At 37.9% G+C, this 21,070-nt stretch carries 22 protein-coding genes and 1 pseudogene; 6 read left to right on the top strand and 17 right to left on the bottom strand.

Going from position 1 to position 21,070, the window contains the following annotated elements:
- Window positions 1–182: 182 nt before the first annotated feature.
- The 6 genes from CWC04_RS09985 to CWC04_RS09960 form a co-directional block, all read right to left on the bottom strand.
- The gene (locus CWC04_RS09985) at window positions 183–494 is read right to left on the bottom strand and encodes a hypothetical protein (protein WP_004587081.1); all 312 of its coding nucleotides are present in this window, start codon (window positions 492–494) and stop codon (window positions 183–185) included.
- 267 nt (window positions 495–761) lie between these two features.
- Window positions 762–2,300: an OpgD/OpgG family glucan biosynthesis protein gene (locus CWC04_RS09980; protein WP_138579801.1), complete on the bottom strand. Its 1,539-nt coding sequence runs from the start codon at window positions 2,298–2,300 to the stop codon at window positions 762–764.
- Window positions 2,301–2,786: 486 nt separating this feature from the next.
- Window positions 2,787–3,167, bottom strand: a complete 381-nt coding sequence (locus tag CWC04_RS09975; RefSeq protein ID WP_138685312.1) for a hypothetical protein — start codon at window positions 3,165–3,167, stop codon at window positions 2,787–2,789.
- Between the two features lie 127 nt (window positions 3,168–3,294).
- Complete coding sequence (locus tag CWC04_RS09970; protein ID WP_138685311.1) at window positions 3,295–3,720, bottom strand: energy transducer TonB; 426 nt, start codon at window positions 3,718–3,720, stop codon at window positions 3,295–3,297.
- Between the two features lie 341 nt (window positions 3,721–4,061).
- The gene (locus tag CWC04_RS09965; protein WP_138685310.1) at window positions 4,062–4,313 is read right to left on the bottom strand and encodes a Rho-binding antiterminator; all 252 of its coding nucleotides are present in this window, start codon (window positions 4,311–4,313) and stop codon (window positions 4,062–4,064) included.
- Between the two features lie 17 nt (window positions 4,314–4,330).
- The gene (locus CWC04_RS09960; protein WP_138685309.1) at window positions 4,331–5,170 is read right to left on the bottom strand and encodes a DUF417 family protein; all 840 of its coding nucleotides are present in this window, start codon (window positions 5,168–5,170) and stop codon (window positions 4,331–4,333) included.
- 358 nt (window positions 5,171–5,528) lie between these two features.
- Between CWC04_RS09960 and CWC04_RS09955 the strand changes: the two genes are divergently transcribed.
- On the top strand, window positions 5,529–5,942 hold the full coding sequence (locus CWC04_RS09955) for a GNAT family N-acetyltransferase (protein WP_171038574.1): 414 nt from the start codon (window positions 5,529–5,531) through the stop codon (window positions 5,940–5,942).
- On the opposite strand, the gene CWC04_RS09950 is transcribed toward CWC04_RS09955, so the two are convergent.
- The 6 genes from CWC04_RS09950 to CWC04_RS09920 all read right to left on the bottom strand — a co-directional run bounded on the left by CWC04_RS09950 (window position 5,898) and on the right by CWC04_RS09920 (window position 10,419).
- Window positions 5,898–6,533 (bottom strand): trimeric intracellular cation channel family protein, encoded by a 636-nt coding sequence (locus CWC04_RS09950; RefSeq protein WP_138685308.1) that lies wholly within the window; start codon window positions 6,531–6,533, stop codon window positions 5,898–5,900. The two genes, CWC04_RS09955 and CWC04_RS09950, sit on opposite strands and share 45 nt — an antisense overlap.
- Window positions 6,534–7,127: 594 nt before the next feature.
- The gene (locus tag CWC04_RS09940) at window positions 7,128–7,451 is read right to left on the bottom strand and encodes a hypothetical protein (protein WP_126009311.1); all 324 of its coding nucleotides are present in this window, start codon (window positions 7,449–7,451) and stop codon (window positions 7,128–7,130) included.
- 50 nt (window positions 7,452–7,501) lie between these two features.
- Window positions 7,502–7,996: a hypothetical protein gene (locus CWC04_RS09935; RefSeq protein ID WP_249326111.1), complete on the bottom strand. Its 495-nt coding sequence runs from the start codon at window positions 7,994–7,996 to the stop codon at window positions 7,502–7,504.
- Window positions 7,997–8,016: 20 nt separating this feature from the next.
- Window positions 8,017–8,481 carry a hypothetical protein gene (locus tag CWC04_RS09930; RefSeq protein ID WP_171038573.1) on the bottom strand — a complete coding sequence of 155 codons (465 nt, stop codon included), beginning with the start codon at window positions 8,479–8,481 and terminating at the stop codon, window positions 8,017–8,019.
- Between the two features lie 42 nt (window positions 8,482–8,523).
- Window positions 8,524–9,117 (bottom strand): RDD family protein, encoded by a 594-nt coding sequence (locus CWC04_RS09925; protein WP_138685307.1) that lies wholly within the window; start codon window positions 9,115–9,117, stop codon window positions 8,524–8,526.
- Window positions 9,118–9,264: 147 nt separating this feature from the next.
- The gene (locus CWC04_RS09920) at window positions 9,265–10,419 is read right to left on the bottom strand and encodes an iron-containing alcohol dehydrogenase (protein ID WP_004587069.1); all 1,155 of its coding nucleotides are present in this window, start codon (window positions 10,417–10,419) and stop codon (window positions 9,265–9,267) included.
- A gap of 221 nt (window positions 10,420–10,640) precedes the next feature.
- On the opposite strand from CWC04_RS09920, the gene CWC04_RS09915 reads away from it, so the two are divergent.
- The gene (locus CWC04_RS09915; RefSeq protein ID WP_138685306.1) at window positions 10,641–11,540 is read left to right on the top strand and encodes a LysR family transcriptional regulator; all 900 of its coding nucleotides are present in this window, start codon (window positions 10,641–10,643) and stop codon (window positions 11,538–11,540) included.
- 183 nt (window positions 11,541–11,723) lie between these two features.
- On the opposite strand, the gene CWC04_RS09910 is transcribed toward CWC04_RS09915, so the two are convergent.
- The 5 genes and pseudogenes from CWC04_RS09910 to CWC04_RS09890 form a co-directional block, all read right to left on the bottom strand.
- Window positions 11,724–12,119: a DUF4019 domain-containing protein gene (locus CWC04_RS09910; RefSeq protein WP_248443452.1), complete on the bottom strand. Its 396-nt coding sequence runs from the start codon at window positions 12,117–12,119 to the stop codon at window positions 11,724–11,726.
- A 105-nt stretch (window positions 12,120–12,224) separates the two neighbouring features.
- On the bottom strand, window positions 12,225–13,238 hold the full coding sequence (locus tag CWC04_RS09905; RefSeq protein ID WP_138685305.1) for an MBL fold metallo-hydrolase: 1,014 nt from the start codon (window positions 13,236–13,238) through the stop codon (window positions 12,225–12,227).
- A 9-nt stretch (window positions 13,239–13,247) separates the two neighbouring features.
- Window positions 13,248–15,146 (bottom strand): TonB-dependent receptor domain-containing protein, encoded by a 1,899-nt coding sequence (locus CWC04_RS09900; RefSeq protein WP_138685304.1) that lies wholly within the window; start codon window positions 15,144–15,146, stop codon window positions 13,248–13,250.
- A gap of 214 nt (window positions 15,147–15,360) precedes the next feature.
- A complete protein-coding gene (locus tag CWC04_RS09895) occupies window positions 15,361–16,095 on the bottom strand; it encodes a DUF5020 family protein (protein WP_004587064.1) in 735 nt (244 codons plus the stop codon).
- 30 nt (window positions 16,096–16,125) lie between these two features.
- Window positions 16,126–16,851 (bottom strand): annotated as a pseudogene (locus tag CWC04_RS09890) (uracil-xanthine permease family protein); the annotation flags it as partial.
- Window positions 16,852–16,936: 85 nt separating this feature from the next.
- Here CWC04_RS09890 and CWC04_RS09885 point away from each other — a divergent pair.
- From CWC04_RS09885 to CWC04_RS09870, 4 genes are all read left to right on the top strand, one after another.
- A complete protein-coding gene (locus CWC04_RS09885; protein WP_160289070.1) occupies window positions 16,937–18,496 on the top strand; it encodes a recombinase family protein in 1,560 nt (519 codons plus the stop codon).
- A 735-nt stretch (window positions 18,497–19,231) separates the two neighbouring features.
- Entirely contained in the window at window positions 19,232–19,531 is a 300-nt protein-coding gene (locus CWC04_RS09880; protein ID WP_138685303.1) for a hypothetical protein, read from the top strand.
- Between the two features lie 102 nt (window positions 19,532–19,633).
- Entirely contained in the window at window positions 19,634–20,056 is a 423-nt protein-coding gene (locus CWC04_RS09875; protein ID WP_138685302.1) for a hypothetical protein, read from the top strand.
- Between the two features lie 44 nt (window positions 20,057–20,100).
- Entirely contained in the window at window positions 20,101–21,054 is a 954-nt protein-coding gene (locus CWC04_RS09870) for a hypothetical protein (protein WP_138685301.1), read from the top strand.
- Window positions 21,055–21,070 lie beyond the last annotated feature (16 nt).

Genomic DNA, 21,070 nt, shown 5'->3' with positions numbered 1-21,070 from the left:
GAATGTATTAAAGGCTAAGGTAGATTTGCTTTTGTATTATTATTAAAACGAATACCAGGCTATTGAGATAAGGAAGAAGAACAAAAAATGTAGATTTATTCGCGGTAGTTAACCTAGTCTTACAAATAAATATTTAGATAGTAGAAGCCCCGTTTTTACTATCTAAATACTCTGGTATATAGCTAAACCGACTTTGTATATTTGTATTCGCATGATACAACAGCTGCACATAAGCCACTAAAAGCTAAAATACAAACTGCAGAAACTGCACCCCAAATTGACATTATCATCACAGGTAAACCGGCATTTGGTGCAGACATAACTATTCCATTCCCTAAATCTTTAGGTGCGCCAAGGTTAGAAAAAACACCAAATAAACCAATGCAAATAGCTATAAAAAACAGTATATAACTCAAAAACCCAAGCACTCTAGAAGCGATAAGCAGGCCCTTAAGGTTTTCTGTTTTAATTGTTGAGTATGGGTAAAGTTTCATATATATCCTTAATTTAATTACTTTTATTATTTTTCTGAGCGAATGTTTATTATTCACACAAGCAAACATAAAAACAAGTAGGAGCAACTTAAATTAGCTAAATTCACCAAGTAGTTAGCCAAGCATATTAAATTTATAACTAAGTATTAGATGTATATTGAAATAAGAGAATTGCTTTAGCTAACCTTCGCTAAAAACATTTATTTTGCAGTTATTCGGGTGGCTACATAAAACTAATTATAGGGCCACCCGTTTTAATTTTTATAGTTACTCAATCGTTACCTTTGCATCACTTACCCATGTTTCGGTTATCGCCTCTTCGTTTTTATCAACCAAATACGCGCGTATGCTTACGGGGTCGTTATTGCTCTGTTTGTAGTCAAATGCTAATCGCCATTGGTTGGTACCCACTATTGGGTAAGCACCAATTGGCTCCAGTATTTCGCCGTTACTGGCTTCAACAATAGGCTTTATGCCACTTTCTCTATCTAGGCCTTTAAACACTGGCCCTTCAAAATCAATCACCATTTTGTTTACGCCCTCAGGAATAGGCTGGCCAGGAATTCCGCCCTGCCCTTGGCGAGTATTAACAACACTTGCTAGGTTTTTTGATTTTGGATCGAGTGGACGCCACTCAATATCATAAGAAAAGGTAAACTCATCGCCTTTACGTACCTCTTTTTCAGGCACCCAATAGGCAACAATGTTATCAAACGTTTCATCTTTAGTTGGGATTTCAATTAGCTGCACAGCGCCTCTCCCCCAATCGCCCGTAGGCTTTATCCACGCTGATGAACGCTTATTGTAAAACACGCCGTCGTCTTGATAGTTATTAAAGTCACGGTCTCTTTGGATTAAACCAAAGCCTTTAGGGTTTTCATCAATAAAGCTATTGGTCGACACCGACTGCGGATTATTTAACGGTCGCCAAATATACTGGCCCGACCCAGTATGAATCGCTAAGCCATCGCTGTCGTGAATTTCTGGGCGCCAGTCTTTCGCTACCGTTTTATCTTTTTCTGAGTACCAATACATGCTGGTTAGCGGCGCTATACCTAAGCGCTCTACATCGGCGCGCATATACAAATTAGCACTTACAGAAGTAACATGCCCTTTGGCCTCTTTGTTGTCTTTACTCAAACCAAACCGATAAGCACCTGTAACAGAGGGCCCCTCAAGTAATGCCCACACAGACATGCTCTCACCTTTATTTTCTGCAGGGCCTAACCAAAATGCCGAAAAGCGAGGAAATTCTTCTGGCTCACTCATACCGGTATTTATTGCAATACCGCGAGCCGACAACCCATATTGCCCCTGAGGGCCATCAGTTCTAAAATAAGACGCCCCCAAAAACGATATCCAATCTGGTTTTATATCGGGGCGCATAATTCTAAAGCCTGCAAACCCAAACCCTTCTGGCAGGTCGTGGGCAGGGCTGTCGTCAGGCATATCAAAAAGCGCATTATTAAAAGGCAGTTCTTTAACGTTGTTTTTATCATCTCTGATGAAAATACTTACCGGTTCAGGAAAATATCGCCCAGGGTAAAATAATTGTACCGGTGCCTTTTCGCCATTTGGGTAGAGGGTTTCATCTTCTTTAAAGCGTATTTTCCAATGTTCGTCATAGGTGATTTTATCAATAAGCTCAGGTGCAGGCACTTCCACAGGCGTATAAGGCTTTTTGGCAGAGGCTTTTGCCATTGCTTTTAAATCTTCAAAAGTAAACTTAGCACTTGCTTGTGCTTGCGCCGCGTGTAACGACACAGAGGAGGCAATAATAGCGGCAATAAATAACTTTAACTTCATAAAAAGTATCTCTAATAAAGGGAGTCTAAAAATAAGCGCCCAGTACGAACGCCTAACTTAAAATGCTTGTAAAGATATTACACACCGCAATATGAACTCGCGTTTACTAAAATAACGTTATTTGGCGAAGCTTCTATGCTTAGCTGTGTTTAGGGGAGATTGTATTTGAATAGTTGCGTTTGAATAGTTGCGTTTGAATAGCTGTATTAAATAAATGCGGCTGATATAACTTTTACTTAGTTAAAGCCAGTTAGTGCTTTAAAATCGAACTGCTGAACAATGCGTCACTGCTACGCTTAGTATAAATACCTGACTAGTAAAAGCCTCATAAAATTAGCTAATTAGTATGGTGTTCAGCCACTTATTTACTAATGTCTTTTCGATATTTTGTTATACCGCTGGCTATTTCTTTCCACCAGTTGTTAGCCCCAAAATGCAAAAAACTTATACTTAGTTGGTTTAACTCTGCCTGCGTTTGCAACCTTGTTATAACCCCCATACCTGAGATGCCGAAAGAGCAATAGACAAAACCATAACTAGAAATGACAAGGAATTATAAAGTTTCCAGTGGCCCTTTTGTTTTTTTGAAACTTTATAAAAAGTGAAAATAAAGCTTACAATAGAACCAAGCACCAAAAATGCTAATTTTTGCATCATGGGTGACCATGTAACACTTCCAGCACTTATATGGTGATTGAAGAAAGCAGCAAACCACAGTAATAAAATTGCATTGAATAGAATATAGAGTTCTTTAAAACCAAACCTACTTTGAGAAGCGCCGCAGAATGGGCAAAAATAAGCTGTTGATTTACCAGCGCTCACCATCTTAGGTAAAATTTTGCTTTTACACTTTTTACAAGTAGTCATAGTTCACTCTAACTTCTTCGGGGTTATAACGCCTCATTAAGAGGCTAAAAATAATTGGTTAAAATTGGCGACGCATGAGCAAAAACCAACTGTTTTTTGTCCTTGTTTAACAGCTTGTTAGGGTTACTTAAATCTTACAGTTTTTATATGCATCTTTGTAGTTAGATGAATTTCTAACCACAAAGTCAAGTTGGATAGTAATTGCAACAGGTTGTCTATTTGGATTTGTTGATGTTGGAACCCATTTCCATTTTTCAATAGCCTTTGTAGCCTGAATATCAAATACACCTTCAGGAAACGCCTTTATTATTTTAGGGTTAATTGCATTACCACTTGAATCAATAATTAGCGAGAATTCAACGCAACCCGATATTTTTTTGGTGTTAGCCTGTTGGGGGTATTTGGGAGCAATCTTTTTTTTAACCACCCAGTAATCAAGTACAGCTTCTTTATTACCAATTAAATCTAAATGCTCGTTAGAAGAATTTTTCTTTGTAGTTGAGCATCCACTCAAAAGTAAAACTCCTATTGCGAATAAAAATGATACTTTCACGAACTCTCCTTGTAACCCTAACAGTTTATTGAACACCACTTTGGGGGGTTATAACGGCGCATATTACATCGCTCAATAATTCCACTAAATAACTGCAATGTAAACAACCAATTAGGCATGCAGTGAAAAAGCCTTTGTTATTTTGCACCAAAACAACTTTTAATAATGTTATTGGACAAAGTCAAAATAACTGTTTATGTGAACAGTTCATTCTAAAGGTAAATTTTGGCTTTGTGCATTTAGCACGTATGAGTTAAAGCATTGGCGAGATAAGCGAGCCTTAACATAATGATGGAACAGGCCCGCTGGAGTGTTTATGATAAAACGAATGGGTTAGTGATTTACTTTACATCAAAGTTCACATGATCAAAATAAGGATTACTCTCACGCGCTTTAAGTACACTAATTGTAGTGAGCACAATAAGCTTTAGCTCGCCGCTTACATTAATGGCAATGCACTCTTGATTGAGTGCATTGCGTTTTGTATCAGTTGCTACACCACATACACCATCACCATTTTTTAATACAAGCTCAATATTCAGCCTGTGCATACAGGCAATTTCGATGTAATCGTAATGGTGGCAACTGATCATAACGTCCTCTTTATATATTATTTAGCTGGCTTAAGTAGCATTAAAGTGGCAATAACAATTAAGTTGCCTACATACCATAAATCTTTGATGACAAATTGCCCTAAACGCCCTAATAACGTGCTTGAGCTAAACGCGCCGCTTGCGGTAATTAAAAATGTTTGGGTCATTAAAAATACGCTTAAACACGCTAAGCCACTAACAATAATAAGCTTTTTATTATTAAGTAAAATGCCTGCACCAAGTAGTACTGCAAATAATACATCAAACCCACCAATGATATTTGATGCGCCTTGTACGCTAAATACCGTGTATAACCACGACATAAACGGTGAGGTTTCTACTAGGCCTACAATGGCTTTGGCTTCAAACTCATAAAATTTCATGCCGCCAATCCACAGTAAAACCATAGCAACCGGTATAAAGTTTAAAAGTACGTGTTGTTTGTCTGTGAGCTTATTTTTATAAAACAAAAATAAATACAAAGGGATAACAGCAAAGTATTTAATTATGCCTTGCCCACTGCCAATAATTGGAAAGCCGCCTAACTGTGCCATCCAGCGGTTACTGGCAAATAAGGTAAGTAAAGGCACTATGCTAACAACTAACGCGAGTATAAGTGCAGGCACAGGCTTTATTAATTTTAAATGCGCAGCTAAGGTGGTGACTGCCAACGCAATCATAGCGCTGCCTGTGAGCAAACCTAATGTATTGTTACTGAGTAAGGTATCAAGTTCATAAAAACTAAAGGTAGCTGAGAGTGTGTTTGGGTTTGCACCTAAAGCAAACGATACACCAAGTAATGCAAAGCTGAGTGTAAGTAAAAAGGTGAGTGCGTTATTTGTGTGTGTTATGTTCATTGTGTGCCCATTAAATCTGTAATGGCTAATAAAGACCCAATTTTTACAAAAAGTGATTCAACTAAAGTTAAATTTTTTAAATACAAGGAAGGATATTTTGGTTTTTACGCTTACAAAAGCCACGCGCGAAAAGAGGTTTAACCTGAGCTTTGGTTAAGAGATTTAGATATAGTTGGTTAGTAATGTTACTGGGTCTGTTTTCTCTAGCTAGAAATTTTAAGTGAAAACAAGGCGAATTTGCGCGTCAATAGCTAGCCTATTGCAAGTAAATTCAACGCAGTTAGCGCTAAAAATAGCTGCTTGAGATAGATTTATTAGCCAAGGCTCAGGTTATTAATTATGTCTTAGAAAACTTACTATGGTAGAGCACCTTGAGGTGGCCGGCTTGTTTTTAACTGAGCAACAGCATAATGAAAGGGTTGACGAGCAATTCGATTGCTCTCATCTCATACAGTTTAATGGTGATACTATAGGTACGCTAAAGTACAAGGTATGGGGTAGCCACATTGAAATAATGCAATTACAAATACACCCCAACCATCAAAATAAAGGCTACGGCAGAGGCGTTATTGAGCAAGTAATTAAAACTGCACAGTTAAAGCCTATCAAACTAACAGTACTTAAAAACAACCCTGCTAAAGCACTTTATACTCGACTAGGCTTTAAGATCACTGGGGAAGATAACTATGAGTACCATATGCAAACCCAGCCTATAAATAACAAAGAGCTACTCTCTTTGATCTTTAAAATCTTTTTTTCTAAAAATGGTTAGGTGCCAGCCCCATTTAAGCGAGCCTAATCTTAAAAATACAGTGGTAAAAAGTGAGCCTAAAATACACCAAATGTAATCAATACTTAAAGTAAACAACACTGCATATACAAGGCCGCCAATTAAACACGCTGAGGCATAAGGTTCGTTTCGCATAACCGAGGGCAACTCACGACAAATTACATCGCGTATAAGCCCACCAAAAATACCGGTTGTTACACCCATAGTAATGGCGATTAACATACCTGTGCCGCTAATCAGCGCTTTTTCGATCCCCATAATATTAAACAAACCCATGCCTATGGCATCGACGAATAAAAAATAAGAGTTATTTACATGAGGCAAGTAACGTACAAATAATATTGTGGCCACAATGGCTGCGTAAGTTGAGTATAAATATTCGGGCGTAGCAATCCAAAATACAGGCTTATTTAGCAAAATGTCTCTGAGAGTACCGCCGCCAAGCGCAGTGACAGTAGCCACCACAACCACCCCAAAACCACTTATGTTTTTTTCGTAGCCTAGCAGTGCTCCTGCAACCGAAAAAAAAGCCACTCCGAGCAGCCCCAGCACCATAAAGTATTCAGCAGTCATGTGCATTCCCTTTTAAATTTTATACATTGGTGTATCAATTTATATGCCAGATGTAATTAGCAAAAGCCAAAAGCGAGGATTGAAAATGCAATTAAAAACAATGAGTTAATAAATTTTTGATGAAATTAATGATGGGTTATTGTGATATGCGGTATTTAAAAAGGTAATTATTTTAAAAGTGAGTAGTTTTTACACATTTTTTATAAGTAGGACTGTAAATTAAGTTATTGCGATTAACCTATTCATAATAAGCTAAATAGCCAACAAAAAGAGACTCTAAAATTAATAGGCTTATACCCTTCCAACTTGCAGAATCTAGGTATATAAAAATGAAACAGATGCAAATCAATGTCCAAAATGTGTTAGCTAAAGCTAATAATTTAATGATCAAAAAGCTTCTTTTTCTTTTAGAAGCCAACAATAATGCCAGCGCACCATAAAGCATATTAGCTGCTGTAATAAATTGAAGGACATATAGAGGTAAAGAATAAACTTCGTGAAACCATCCTTGAAAACTAAACAACGTTAAACCTGCAAGTAGCCCTGCGACACCGTCAAGAAAGAGTATGTCGAATTTATTATATGTAACCACTTTTAGTATCTTTCAGCTTTTAGTTGAGCTGCCTTTTTTAGTGCCCACCAGCCAATTATTAGGCTCATTAGTATACGTACGGGAAAGTAAATAACGGCTGGAATGCCGAATAACCAATTGGCAAAGCCTTCGGGCATTACATAAAACGCAACCTGCTTCACCCAATATATAAACTCTACATACTGCGCTAAAAAGTCATTAAGCGATAAGCTTAAAAATGCTAAATTATTACTTATTAATACCCATAGTGCATACAAGCCAAGCAGGCCATCGCCCACACTGCCAATATAAGATGAGTAACCAATAAATAATAACAAGCCGCGCATGGTAAGTTTCTGTTAGCTGTGTTGTAGAGTTAAATAATAAACTAGCTTAGTTAGTTACAGCCTTTGTTGGTTTTAGCAAGCTGAACGTCATGCACACTTGCATGTGCACCACAGTAAAAAATATAGTTAGAACAATGGTAGTTTTCATCCTTAATATTTAAACCATTCTCATCAAATTCTAGCTCAAACTTACAGTTAATATCGTATTCGGGCTCTTTCTCTTCAAACACCAATTTTTTACCCTTTAGAGCTAAAGGTAATGGTTCTTTCGTCCCCTCTAGTGGGGCAGTGATAGTGCAAATATGAAAGTTAAAGCCCCAGATAAGGCCTTCTGCAAAGTATTTATCTTCTTTTTTAAATACATTTACATAGCTCCTTTTTAATTTAAAACGCTCATTACTTTTGCTTCCATTGTCGTTAAGCATAGGGATCGCGCTCGTTATTTTGTCTGTCCTTGAATAACATCCTTCAAGTAAGTCTGCATGTGAATATTCACTAAAGAGCACACTTCCTAGCATCAAAAACCTTAAAGCCTGTATGCTCATTACTGCACCTTGCTACGCTGTTAATCTTCGTCAAAAAAACGGCCACTATCATCTGTCATTTTTACTGGCAGGCCGTTATCTACCATAAAATAATAAAAACGTAGGTCGTCAATTAAATCTGGGGCGGTTATTTCAATATCATGGTATGTCGCGTTTTTAAATTTAAATCTTAAAATATGCTCAAAACGCTTAGTTTGACAGTACAACACTTCTTCAAGTTCATGTATTTTGATCGTTATACCTAATACTTCAAGCTCGCCATCAACAATTTCAACCGCATGGCATTGTTCTTTTTTCATATAATGCCATTGTAAAAATACCCTCAATAGGACAAATGCAAATAAGTATAAAAATTGATGCAGCAAAGGTTGTTCAATAAATACCTCTACCCAAAATAAAATAATAACGGCGATGAACGTATTACACCCAAGCGTCCAAAGTAGTTTTGCGCTGGGTGCTTTTTTGTACCTTGTCAGTTTTTTCATAAATCCCTTTAAAGTATTATCCTTCGCTGAGCATTGCTCATGCTAAATATTACTTACTTTTGTTCCCGCTAAATGATCATGTAAACAGCGTTTATCTTTTCCAAATATAAATGATGGATTAACAAAACCAGCAATAAACTGACCTACCGAAGGGACCAGTGATAACAGCTGCATAGGTAACATGCGTTTAAAGTAAATAGTTATAAAACTTGCTTTTGTGCCGTCTAGGTTTTCTATACGAATAGACATACAGTATTTACCAATAGTTTGTCCACAGTGATACATAAGGTAGGCATGAAGCACTAACGTAGAAAACACACCGTAAACAAATAAAAATGCAGATAAACCCAGATCTGGTTGGCTTAAGTTATCAAAACCGATATACATTATTACAGGTATAAAAAATGCTATACCTAATAGGCCGTCAATAATAGCAGCAACAAGCCTGTCCCCGCGTGATGCTTTTTCTCCCGCTATTTTTAGGTCGGCATTGTGTGCGGGCTCTTGCGCTTCTCGGGTTTTTATAAGCTCGTCTATTTCTTTTGCGCGCTCAGGAAAGCGTTCTCGGTCAATGACTTTTGCGCTGGAGTAAAGTTCATCTAATGAGTACGTAGAAAAGTCTATTGGGGTATCCATGCTTGGGGTATTCCTTTACGTAATTTAACCCAAAGTAGCATAGCTTTAGTAATTTATTCAATAATCTATGTCAAAAATCTAGCTCAACATTTAGCTTTTGGAGCATAAAAAATGGCGCTAAAAAGCGCCATTCAAAAAACAATTAAATTAAAGCGCTAGGCTTAAAATTTTCTTCGCTTTAGCTATGTCAATATCGCCATGTTCACCAAGGGCTGTCATGCCGTTACGCTCAAGATTGTTGGCAACGGCTTCAACCGCGTCTTCACCTAGGTCGTAATCGCCAAGTTTTGTTTTAATGCCCATTTGCTCAAAAAAGTCTTGAGTATGTTTAATGGTTGCATCAATCAGCTCGTTTTTGTCTTGCATATCAAGGCCAAATACACGCTCACCTAACTGAATAATTTTAGCGCGTTTTTGCTCTTGCTGAACAAACATAAGCGGCGGTAATACAATTGCAAGTGTTACAGCGTGATCTAAGCTATAAAGCGCTGTTAGCTCGTGGCCAATCATATGCGTAGACCAATCTTGCGGTACGCCTTGGCCAATTAAGCCATTTAGTGCCATCGTTGCCGACCACATTACGTTTGCACGAACATCGTAATCTTCTGGGTTTTCAAGGGCTTTAGGGCCTTGCTCAATTAGCGTAGATAAAATGCCTTCAGCAAAACGGTCTTGCAGTGGCGCATTAACTGGGTACGTTAAGTATTGTTCAATAACATGTACAAACGCATCAACTACACCGTTAGAAATTTGGCGAGTTGGCAGTGAGAATGTATACGTAGGATCAAGCACGGCAAATTGCGGTTGCACTATTGGCGTACCAAAGGCTCGTTTTTGCTGGGTTTCTTTACGGGTAACAACCGAGTTACCGTTGCTTTCTGAGCCTGTAGCCGGAAGCGTTAATACCGCGCCAATAGGTAATGCACTTTTTACTTCTGCGCCATTAACTAAAATATCCCAGCCGTCGCCTTCGTATTTTGCTGCTGCCGCTACGTATTTAGCGCCGTCGATAACACTACCGCCGCCTACAGCTAATATAAAGCTAACGTTTTGCTCTTTCACAATTTCTACAGCTTTTGAAAGTGTTTCGTAAGTTGGGTTTGGCTCAACTCCCGAAAACTCCACAAAGTCCACACCTTCAAGTGCATTTACTACATCGTCATATACGCCGTTCTTTTTGATCGAACCGCCACCGTATAAAAACATGACCTTGCCTTGGCTTGGTACGCGGCTTGCGATCTCATTAATTTGATCTTTGCCGAATAAAATCTCGGTGCGGTTTTTAAATGCAAAATTTAACATATTTGTACTCTACTTGGTTACGGGGCTCAGCCCCTGGTGCTCATTGCTTTATAAAATGGGAATTAATAGTTAACTTTCAAGTAATTAATTACCTATTTTATAAATTAAATATGAAAACGTTTAATGTCTAACTGAACGAGCGCAAGTGTACGCGCACTTTACAATAACTAGAATTCAGTTAATCTTGCTTTACCCATCGGATTTCTGATACCTAATGTTTTATGTCTTATTTTGTACAATTACGCACCTTTGTTGAGGTATATCGTTGTAAAAACATCTCTCGGGCTGCTAAAAATTTGGGGCTGTCGCAACCAGCTGCAACCGCGCATATACAAACAATGGAGTCGGTGGTAGGTAAATCGTTATTTGAGCGGCGTCACCGAGGCGTAGAACCAAGTAATGCCGCCCACGATTTAGCAGGCCAAGTGGCAAATCACCTTGATGCTATAGAGCAAAAAGTCGCCTCTGTACGCACCCGTTCAAACGATGTGAGCGGAACGATTACACTGGCTGGGCCCGCCGAATATATTAGTTATGTTGCCTCTGCACAGCTGGCAAATTTGTTACAAGCAGGCAATGTTGATGTGGTCGTGCTGCCTGGTAATCGTGAGCAAATTTATTCAGCGCTCGACACCGGCGTTGCCGATATGGCTATTACAGCCTCCCTCCCCGATAACAAAATTTACGACTTTGAAGTGCTCGACAGCGAAGAGCTAGTACTGGTGGCGCACCGTTTATTAGCGCAAAGCTTAGAGGGGCAAACCATTACGCCAGCACTTTTAAATACGCTGCCAGTGGTCAGTTACGACAGCCAATTACCGCTTATACGCCAGTATTTTGATACTGTATTTAAACAAAGCTGTACGTCAAAAATAATTGCCCGCTGCCCCGACATACGCGCGCTCGCCGGCATAGTAAGAACCGGTGTTGGCTATACCGTGCTGCCTGATTATATATGTCATGACGATATTCAATCGGGTAGATTAATTAAACTTGGTCCGCAAGGGCCGGAAAACAATTTGTACTTAGCGTGGCGTAAAGGGGCGCTTGCTCACCCGCGGCTTAATTATGCCCGCGATGTGTTAATGGCTTTTTCTAATATTAATAAATACGCAAAATAGTTTTTTAACTTATACCAATCCGCATAATTAAGTGATCTATTTTGAGGATGGGTAAACGCGATGATAGCAAGGCAAAAAATTCGCTATTTAGTTATTCTAAATGAGAATTTTTTAACGCAGATAGCGACACGTTTAGCCCCTGAAAATGATTATGTATTATTACGGATTGGTATTGAACGCTGGTTATTTAATAAAATAGCCAACCGCGCGCCATTGCCCACTGCTTTTACTTAATGTAAGGGTTTCAACCGCAAGCCTTGCTGAAAATTGCGTTTTAAATTGCACAATAAGGTATTTACCTTGCGGGGCACCAGGTAAAGATGAGTATGCATTAGCACTTATTTGTTCTCGCGTAGCCACTTTACCTAGTGGCGCACGCACTGTGTTTAGGGCGCTTTTCCAGTTTGCTTTACTTAATTGTGATTTAAATAGCGCATCGGCTTGTTGCCAACTTTTTGTGTATTCACCCGCATCAATTAACTGTAACCAGTTTATTGCTACGGGCATATTTTTAGTGGTTTCGGCCCACACTGAGCAGCTTATAAACAAGCATAAAATTAAAATGAGGGGTTTCATCATTCATCCTTTTAATCTGGCGTTAAAAGTAAATATAGATACTCCAAATTACAACACATTGGTTAAATGGTTAACCCCTAATATTAAAAACTTTTGCAAATAAGTGCCTTACTCTCCTTTAATTTTTAAAACCTGCGCGTAAGTGCAATCGCTCAACATAGAAAAACCATGCGAGGCTTGCTCTTGGCCTATTACAAATGGATGCGCCGCCTCGGGGGCTCTATTTTTAAGTTGCTTTATGCGCTCAAACGAACCATCGCGTTTAGGGTGGTTTGATATAAACACATCTACACCGGCTTGCATTGCCACATTGCCAAAACGTTTAGCGGCAACACTGTAAGCGCTAATTCGCTCAATATCAGGCCCATAGTTTAGCCCAGTCCCTCCCCACAGGCTTAGCATATGTTTTTTGCCGTTATCATATACTGGGAACAACAACGAAATAGTGCCAGGGGTGTGTCCAGGCGTTAAATAAACGCCAATGCTAGTATCGCCAAGCGTAATTGTATCTGCCTCTTTTGTGCTTATATCTCTTGTTGGCCGTTTGCCCCAACGTGGGCTTTCAAAATCAAGCTTTGGTTGTTCTAAGCGTCGCCACTCAACCTCACTCATTACAACACGCGGTTTGTATTTATTAACTAAGTACTCTTGCCCACCGTAATGATCACCATGCCCATGGCTAATAATTAAATACTTAATATCTTCGGGGTTTAAGCCTAGTGTGAGCAAACCTTTTTCAATGTAATTTTTAGCTTGTTCGTTGTTATTTAGCGCATCAATAACAATAAGCCCTTGTGATGTTTTAACTACCCAACTTGCCACTCCACCAGTACCTACATAATAAAGGTTGTCAAACACTTGTGTAGGTTCAATCGTTGATGAGCGCCGTTTACTACCCAACTTTTTACTGCGCTTTTTACCTTCATTATTAGTGCGAACACGCTTTGTTAAATCACGTAACGGGTTTTGTATATCGCATAGGCTTGTTAACCCCGGAAACTCATCAGCGTACTGCATTCCTTTTTCGACATAATCTTGCGCTGTTAATTGTGTATTTTGCGCAATAGCTGGGTGCGTAGCTAAAAAGCTGAGTACCACAGCAGAGAATATAAATTTTGGCATAAACACCCCTTATAGTTTTGTATCTATAGCTAGCCAGTAGCGTCGGCCATCTTCTACATAGCCGTATTCATCGTAGCTGGTTGCTTTATCAAATATATTGTAAATACCAAACATAACTTTAACGTTACCGTTTACTTGCCACGCACTGCCTATATCTGCTGTTGCAATAGAAGGGGCTGAGGTTAAACGGCTAGTTATAGAGGCTGCTTCGGTTTCTTTACCGCGGTAATTAGCACGTGCCCACGTATTAATGTTATCGCTTACATCCCAGTTAATATTTAGCGTTGCTAAATGTTTAGGTATTTGCGTAAGTGGCTGGCCTTTATTGTCGCCACTGCGTTGCTCAGAAAAAGTATAGCTGTAGCTAGTTGCAAGGGTAATATCTGCACTTAACATTGTTTCTATATTTAGCTCAGCCCCATAAGTCACCGCTTTATCAATATTGATGTTATAGCGGTCGGTTTCATCACCACACACTGTGAGAGGACATAAAACGGTGTTAATTTTGTCTTCAAAGCTATTATGAAAAACCGTGATATTAGTTTGAAAATCACTGTTAGCATAATACACAGCCGCTTCTTTACTCACGGATGTTTCGGGCTCTAGGTCAGCATTTCCATATAAATCGCCACCGCGGCTGCTTTGGATCCAATTAGGGCTAAGCTCGCGTAAATCTGGCGCTCGGTAACCGGTAGCTACGCCCGATTTAAAGGTCCATGCCTCATTAATATTCCAAACTCCGTATAGGCGTGGACTCAAGTGCGAATCAAACTGCTCGTTATCATCAACTCGTAAACCCGTGGTAATGGTAAAATCGGGGTGTAAGCTCCACTCATCTTCAGCAAATAGCGACCATTGTTTGTTATCTATTTTAGTAATAGTGGCTGCGTTTGTTGTTTTGTCATCAAGCTTTTCTTGTTCAAATGCGCCGCCTAATGTTACATGGTGGTTTTCAAGTGCAATTGACCACTGCGTATTTGCTAAGGTATTTTCGATGGTTATTTCACGGCCTTCGTTTTCAACCGACTCTTGTTGAATATACGAATGCGCAGCGCCCCAACTATAGCTACCTTTATGTGCTAACGACCACGTGCTGCGGTTATTGTTCGTTTCGCTAGAGCTATTTCGACTAGGTAACGATAGTCCCGAGGTAGAAATACGTTTTTGATCGTGTTCGCTGTATTCAAGCGATATCACATCGTGCTGGGTGGCTGTTAAATGCAGTGTACCACTGTAACTTGTCAGCTCTTTTTCACCGTAACCGCGCTCAATTTCATCTTCTTCACGCTCTTGGTAAAGAGCCGAAAGGTTAACGCTTAATAAATCTTTTATTAATGGCCCCGCTGCATATATTTGCCCTTGGTATTCATCACCCGAATTACTGTTTTCTTGCTGTGTGGTTTCTACGCGAACATTAGCATGCCAATTGTCGTAATTTTTACGGGTTATAACATTAATAACGCCGCCAATTGCATCCGACCCATACAACGTAGACATAGGCCCACGCACAACTTCAATACGTTCAATAGCGTCTAGTGGTGGCAGCCAATCTTGCTCAAAGCCACCGCTGCCGCTTGGTTGTGATTCACGCCCTGACTGCTTTTTACCGTCTACCAAAATAGCAGTGTACTGCGCTGGCATGCCACGCACGCTTATATCTTGTCGCGAGCCACCACCGGTAACCGTAACCCCTGCAACATCGTTAAGTGCATCGGTTAAGTCTTTATAAGCGCGGTTTTCTAGCTGCTTTTTGCTAATTAAAGTAATAGAAGCTGGCGCTTGCGCTAAGGTTTGTTCAAAGCCAGAGGCGGTCACTACTATTGTTTCTATATCATTGTTAGCGTTAGCCAAAGTGTAAAATGGCGCGACAGCAATTAGAGGCAGAGCTAAAGTGTTTTTCAGAGTCATTACGTGGTATTTAATTAGTTATTTTACGTAATGATAACAATTATCAATACATTCAGCAATTAACATTTCATTAAATCACAATAAAACTTAACCGATTAAGATGTGGGTTACTGCAGTGTCATTATTAACAATAAGCCAATTTTATTGCGTTTAATAATACAAAAAAGGCTGCATTAACTAGCAGCCTTTTTTGTATTCTGTAACGCTTAAAGTTTTAAAAATGCCATTTAACCATCAAATTTGGGTTGTGCTCTGTTTGACCATCTACACCAAACTTATTTTTCCAATATACGTATTCTATACCTACATCAAGGCGACCTGTGTCTAGGCCAAGCATAGGAGCAATGTTGTATTTAAGTTGTGAGGTAAAGTTAAAACCGCCTTCACTTTTACCAAACATAGTGTCAGTACTGTCAACAATATCTAAAAAGCCATCGTATCTAAAGTTACCCTTGTTATAGCCCCACGTTACGGTTATTTGGTTGTTATCTTCACGCTCTATGCCAATATCGTCCTGAAAACGACGGTAATAAGCCACATTAAAATATTGAAACCCTGGTACATCTAACGATACGCCGCCACCTAATAAGTAGTTATTTTGATCGGTATCGCCCGAGCCATATTCTGTTTGTAGGCCTAAAAACACCTCTTTAACAAAACTGTTTTGTGGCTTGTAAAGCGTTGGGTTTATGTTTAGCTCTCCGTATACTTCATCGGGGTTACTTAATCTATCCATAAAAAAGAAGGTACCGCCCCATGTATGCCCCGATGCATGCTCAATGGTTACTACACTCCTGTCATCTTCCTCCCCCGAGAACGGCTCGAGGTAATCGGCGCCGGTCATGGCGGTTATACTAAAATCTGACCACAGCTCTTTTGCCGACACGCTACTTGAACACACCGCGATAGCACTGACTAAGGCTAATTTTTTAATTGTTGTAATTTTCATTGTTAATCCCTTTGTTATAATTTTATTAGTCTAGTTAAGATGATCTGTACTTGCTGAATAATTTTCTGGTAAAACAAGCGTCATAACGATGGCGGTTAAACCCGATACCGTTACAGCGCTGCCAAAAATAGCGGTTACCAGCTTAGGCGCATTTATAAACATTTCGGGCACAAAGCTTACCCCTAGCCCCATACCTAAGCTCACCGCAATAATAAGTAAGCTACGACGATTTATTTTTTCGCTTGCAAGAATTTTTACCCCTGCGGCTGCCACGGTACCAAACATAACAAGCGTTGCACCGCCTAGCACTGGTTTAGGAATATTTTGTAGCACGGCACCAATCACCGGAAATAACCCTAAAATAATCAAAATTACACCAATCCACAGGCCAATGTATCTACTTGCTACACCGGTTAACTGAATAACGCCGTTATTTTGGCTAAAAGTAGTATTAGGAAACGTATTAAATGCGGCAGCAATCATTGAGTTAACCCCATCGCCTAAAATACCTCCGCGTATACGCGCTAAATAGCTTGCGCCTTTTACCGGTAATTTAGACACCGCGCAATTTGCGGTTATATCGCCTGTGGATTCAATGGCGGTAATTAGGTATAAAAAGCTAAAGGCAATCATGGCGCCAAAATCAATGTTAAAACCATATTTAAAAGGTAATGGCATGGCGATTAAATCAAATTCGCCCATTTGAAATTTGGCTATACCTAAAATAAGAGCAAGTAACCACCCTACTAACATGGCAACGACTACGGCTGTGTTTAATTAGTGCTACCACGTGTTATAATACACGCAATATTAACTAAGTATTCATAATCTAATGAAAACAATGAAAAAAAGACCATTATACGTGTATACGAGGGTGAGTTCAGAGAAACAACTTACAGGAGATGGATTGAATAGACAGAGTAAGATTTTAGAAACTGTTCAAGATTATGAATCAAGATACAATGCAGAGTTTAAAGCCTTAATAAGTGACGCTGGTGTAAGTGCATTTTCAGGTGCAAACAGTGTTACGGGTAATCTAGGCCAATTTATAAAAGATTGTGAAGTAGGTTTAATTAATAATCCAATACTAGTATTAGAAAGTATAGACAGACTTACACGAATGGAGGTTGACGATTCAAGGGATCTTATAAATCGAATGTTCAAAGCTGGCATTGATTTAATTGTTCAAAAAATGTCAGGTGAATTATTAACCAAGAAAAGTAAAAGCTCATTCAGTAATGATTTAACGATCTCTATTTTTCTTCACCTTGCAAACATGGAGAGTGAACAGAAAAGCAAACGTATTAAAGAAACGTTCAAAAATAATCTGACAAACAAGAAAATAAAATGTTCGAATCATTTACCATTTTGGATAGATTACAGGGATGGTGAATATATTTTAAACAATTATGTAGATAATTTAAGATTAATTTTTGAACTAAGAAAACAAGGTTATTCAGTATTATCAATAGCAAGACACCTTAACGATAATGGTATTAAGCTTGGTGCAAAACAACGTGCAAACGTGAGTGCAAACAGGATTAAACATTTACTATTAAGAGGTCAAGCAATAGGCCAATTTTTACGTTATGATTCAAGTAGAACAAAAATCATACAGTGTATAGATGATTACTTTCCACCAGCGATAGAATTAAATGATTTTAAAATAGTAGCTGAATCGTTCAAGGATAGTAGAACAAGAGAGACCCCAAGTATATCAAACGTGTTTTATGGTCTGACTTATTGTACATGCGGTTCAACCATGACGGCTTACCATTCACAAAGGGAGGATTATTATTTAAGGTGTAAGAATAAGACACAAGGAGTCACAACACAAAGTAAGAAGTGTTTCAACGGTGCAATCAAGTATAAAAGCATAATAGAACCATGTTTGAAGCTGTTTTTTAATCATGTATCAATAGAGACAATTCTAAACAATAATCAAGACACGGTTAACATAGATTCATTAAAAAGTAGTTTAGACGATGAAAAGAAACGTTTATCAAAATTAAAAAAAATGTTCATGGTTCTTGAGGATGATGAATCATTATTAACGGATCTTGCAGAGTGTAAAGCCACTATTAAGCGAATAGAATCAATTATTAATGAACATGAACAACCTTTACAACATGATGTTTCAGAGTGGCGAACGCTGGTGGATCATCCATTAACAACGAAGGACGATAAAATAAAAGTGAATGGAATATTGAAAAAGTTTGTAAAATCTATTCATTTACAAAAGGATGGCAAAATTGGCTGCAATGCAACTATCGTTTTTAAGTCGGGCTTAACAACTAAATTATACTTGCCAAGCATGAAGCACAATGAAGAACGATTTAACACGTTTAGTGCAATGGTAACGGCTAGTAACTGTACATTACCTATCTTTGATGAACCATAAATAATAGTACACAATGTTGTTTTTAGTGTTGAACGTTGTTAGTAATTTTTAGAACCTTACTTGATTATTCGGGTAAGGTTTTTTTTTGCATTTTTTCTAGGAAGGGTTACAACACGTTGACGCGAACTATGCACCAACAGTCAAAGCTAATTTATTCATTTTTGGATAGTTCCCTAAAATAATAACTTCATTATTCTTCACGTTGTTTAAACAGACAGGTAGTGCAAATGCAAATAAGCACATTACCGTTATAACAATCGCTACATACTTTGAATAACAGACAGTGACCAAGTTGTGTTGTAACCCTCTTTCACCCTCACAATAATATTTATGCGCTTTATATTGGGCTGTCCTTGCGAGTGATTGGAAACTAAAAAAGCTTCAGCAAACCATTCTTTCATTATTAACGCGAATAAGTGACATAAAGCTAAGCAGGAGAATCTTTATTCAAAGGATATTGTATTTGTTTTTATAAAAATATGAGCATATAGTATTAGCTAAGGTGGCTTAGAGTAGAGAAAGTTATTTTATACAATCAAAAGCCCGCTAAAATTTATCTTTTTGTTTTGATGAATATTGCAAGGAATGCACTGCAAAAATTAAGCTACACTTAATTAGCGTATTACTATTCACTCCATTCCTTCAGGTTTCATCTCTTATATTACAAATACAGCGAATACTTTCACCCATTCAGTTAGCTAGCTAGTTAATTGAATTTAAATTGGAGCTTTCTTAATGATAGAAATTAAATATGAATTTAAAAATAAAGTCGGTAGCTTGAAGCTACATAAAATAACGGATTTTTCAAATAAAGAGGAGGTACTTGATAGCTTGGGCAGCAGTTCGTTGGAAGAAGCTATATTTGAGGAAGTTTTATCAATATTAGATCCTGATGTAGATACTATCCAACCTATGCACTGTAATGATAGAGGAGCAAAAAGAGAGAGTTTAACCTTACCATCCGAAGCTGAAAGACTCGGTTTTTCAAAATTAGTTGCGACAATAGACGGTAATGAAATATTTATACTCATTTAGGTATAGATTCAAAGTAAAGATAAATTCATACTTTTAAGTAATATAATTTACAAAACAATTGGTTACTTGAATAATTAATAACTTTTCGTACAAGGAATAAAAGTGAATATTAAAGGAATTTTAAGTAAATGTTTTTTAATTTTATCAGCTGTTTTTTTGCAAGCGTGTGGCTCAGGTGAAAAAACATTCACTACAGAACAAATATGTACTGCTACCATAGCTGCAACTATGGGGCGTGATCCATCAATAATTCAGGTTGATTCATTTAAGAATAATACAGTTTTCCTTTCATACTCACGCCAAGGAGATGGAAAACACTGGAAGTACCGTTGTAAATTAGACGGTAATAGAGCTATTTGGGCTTCAGATTCTGGGCGGTGGCGAACAGATAAATATGACTCAAAGATAATTTTTTCAGAAAATGGTGATAAGTTGAGCATTACTGAAAAGTATTCTGACGGGTCAGGAGGTACAAAGCATTACTCAATATCTCAATTAAGTAACTATTCCCAGCCCAATAATTAAAAGTGGTTAATATTTGACTTTTTAAATATGAAAAAGGAGTTTTTGTGAAATATTTAGTTGCAGTGATTTTGTTATTTAGCACTCAAAGTTCGTACGCTAAAAGGATTGATTGTGAGCATGAAGCTTTTTTGCTTTCTACTACCATTTTGAACCATATATCAAAACAATTGGAATATGCAGAATTTATAGATGACCAGAATTTGAGCGATATTAATAGTTTTGGCGTATTTCAATCTATTATTAATAAAAGAAATTCTATCAAAAGGTCTGTCGAGAGATTCCCTGATATAGAAAGTCCACGAAGAATAGGAAAAAAAAGATTAAAAAGAAGTTGTCCTGAATTCAAAAGTATTTTTCATAGATCTTTCATGTCTGGATTGAACCGATTAGAATCTAAAGAATTTCTTTCAAAGAGAACTAGCCCGAAAACTATAAATCAACTACTAGCAGGTAATGCCTTACAAAGAGAGAAGACTAAAGATAAAAGTGCGTATTTTGGTTTTACTGGCTATCAAGATTTTATCGATTACCTAAATAATGCGGTAATTAAAGTAGATACTCAATCTGAAATGGTTCTTAGTAAGTTGAAAGGTGAAATAAAAAGTAAAGAAAATAAGTTGAAAAAAGCTAAAGCTCAAAATGATGAATTAGCAAAGCATGTTAAGAATGAAGAACGATTAAAGAAACAAGAATATGCAGAAGAAAAGCGATTAGCACTACTAAAAGAGAGACAAAAGAAAGCAAAAAATAATATAAAAAGAGGTTCAGGTTTTTTGAAAAGCGAATCGCTCTATTGCTATAGTGATAATTATTTTGATCTACAAATGAGTCTACTAGCTCAGAATATTTTAACTATTTCTGAAGGCTGCTTTACTTCATCAGGTCATGAGGATGTTATCTTAGAAGACATACAAATGTTCAGTGGTGAGTGCGTATTAATAAGGGTGCATGACAGAAAAAAAATCTGGTCAACATGCGAAAGTTATGAAAGTTACTAATCTAAGATTAAGCTAG

The sequence above is a fragment of the Pseudoalteromonas sp. S2893 genome (assembly GCF_005887105.1).
Taxonomy (GTDB): Bacteria; Pseudomonadota; Gammaproteobacteria; order Enterobacterales; family Alteromonadaceae; genus Pseudoalteromonas; species Pseudoalteromonas atlantica.
This window is presented reverse-complemented; position numbering and strand designations above follow the sequence as displayed.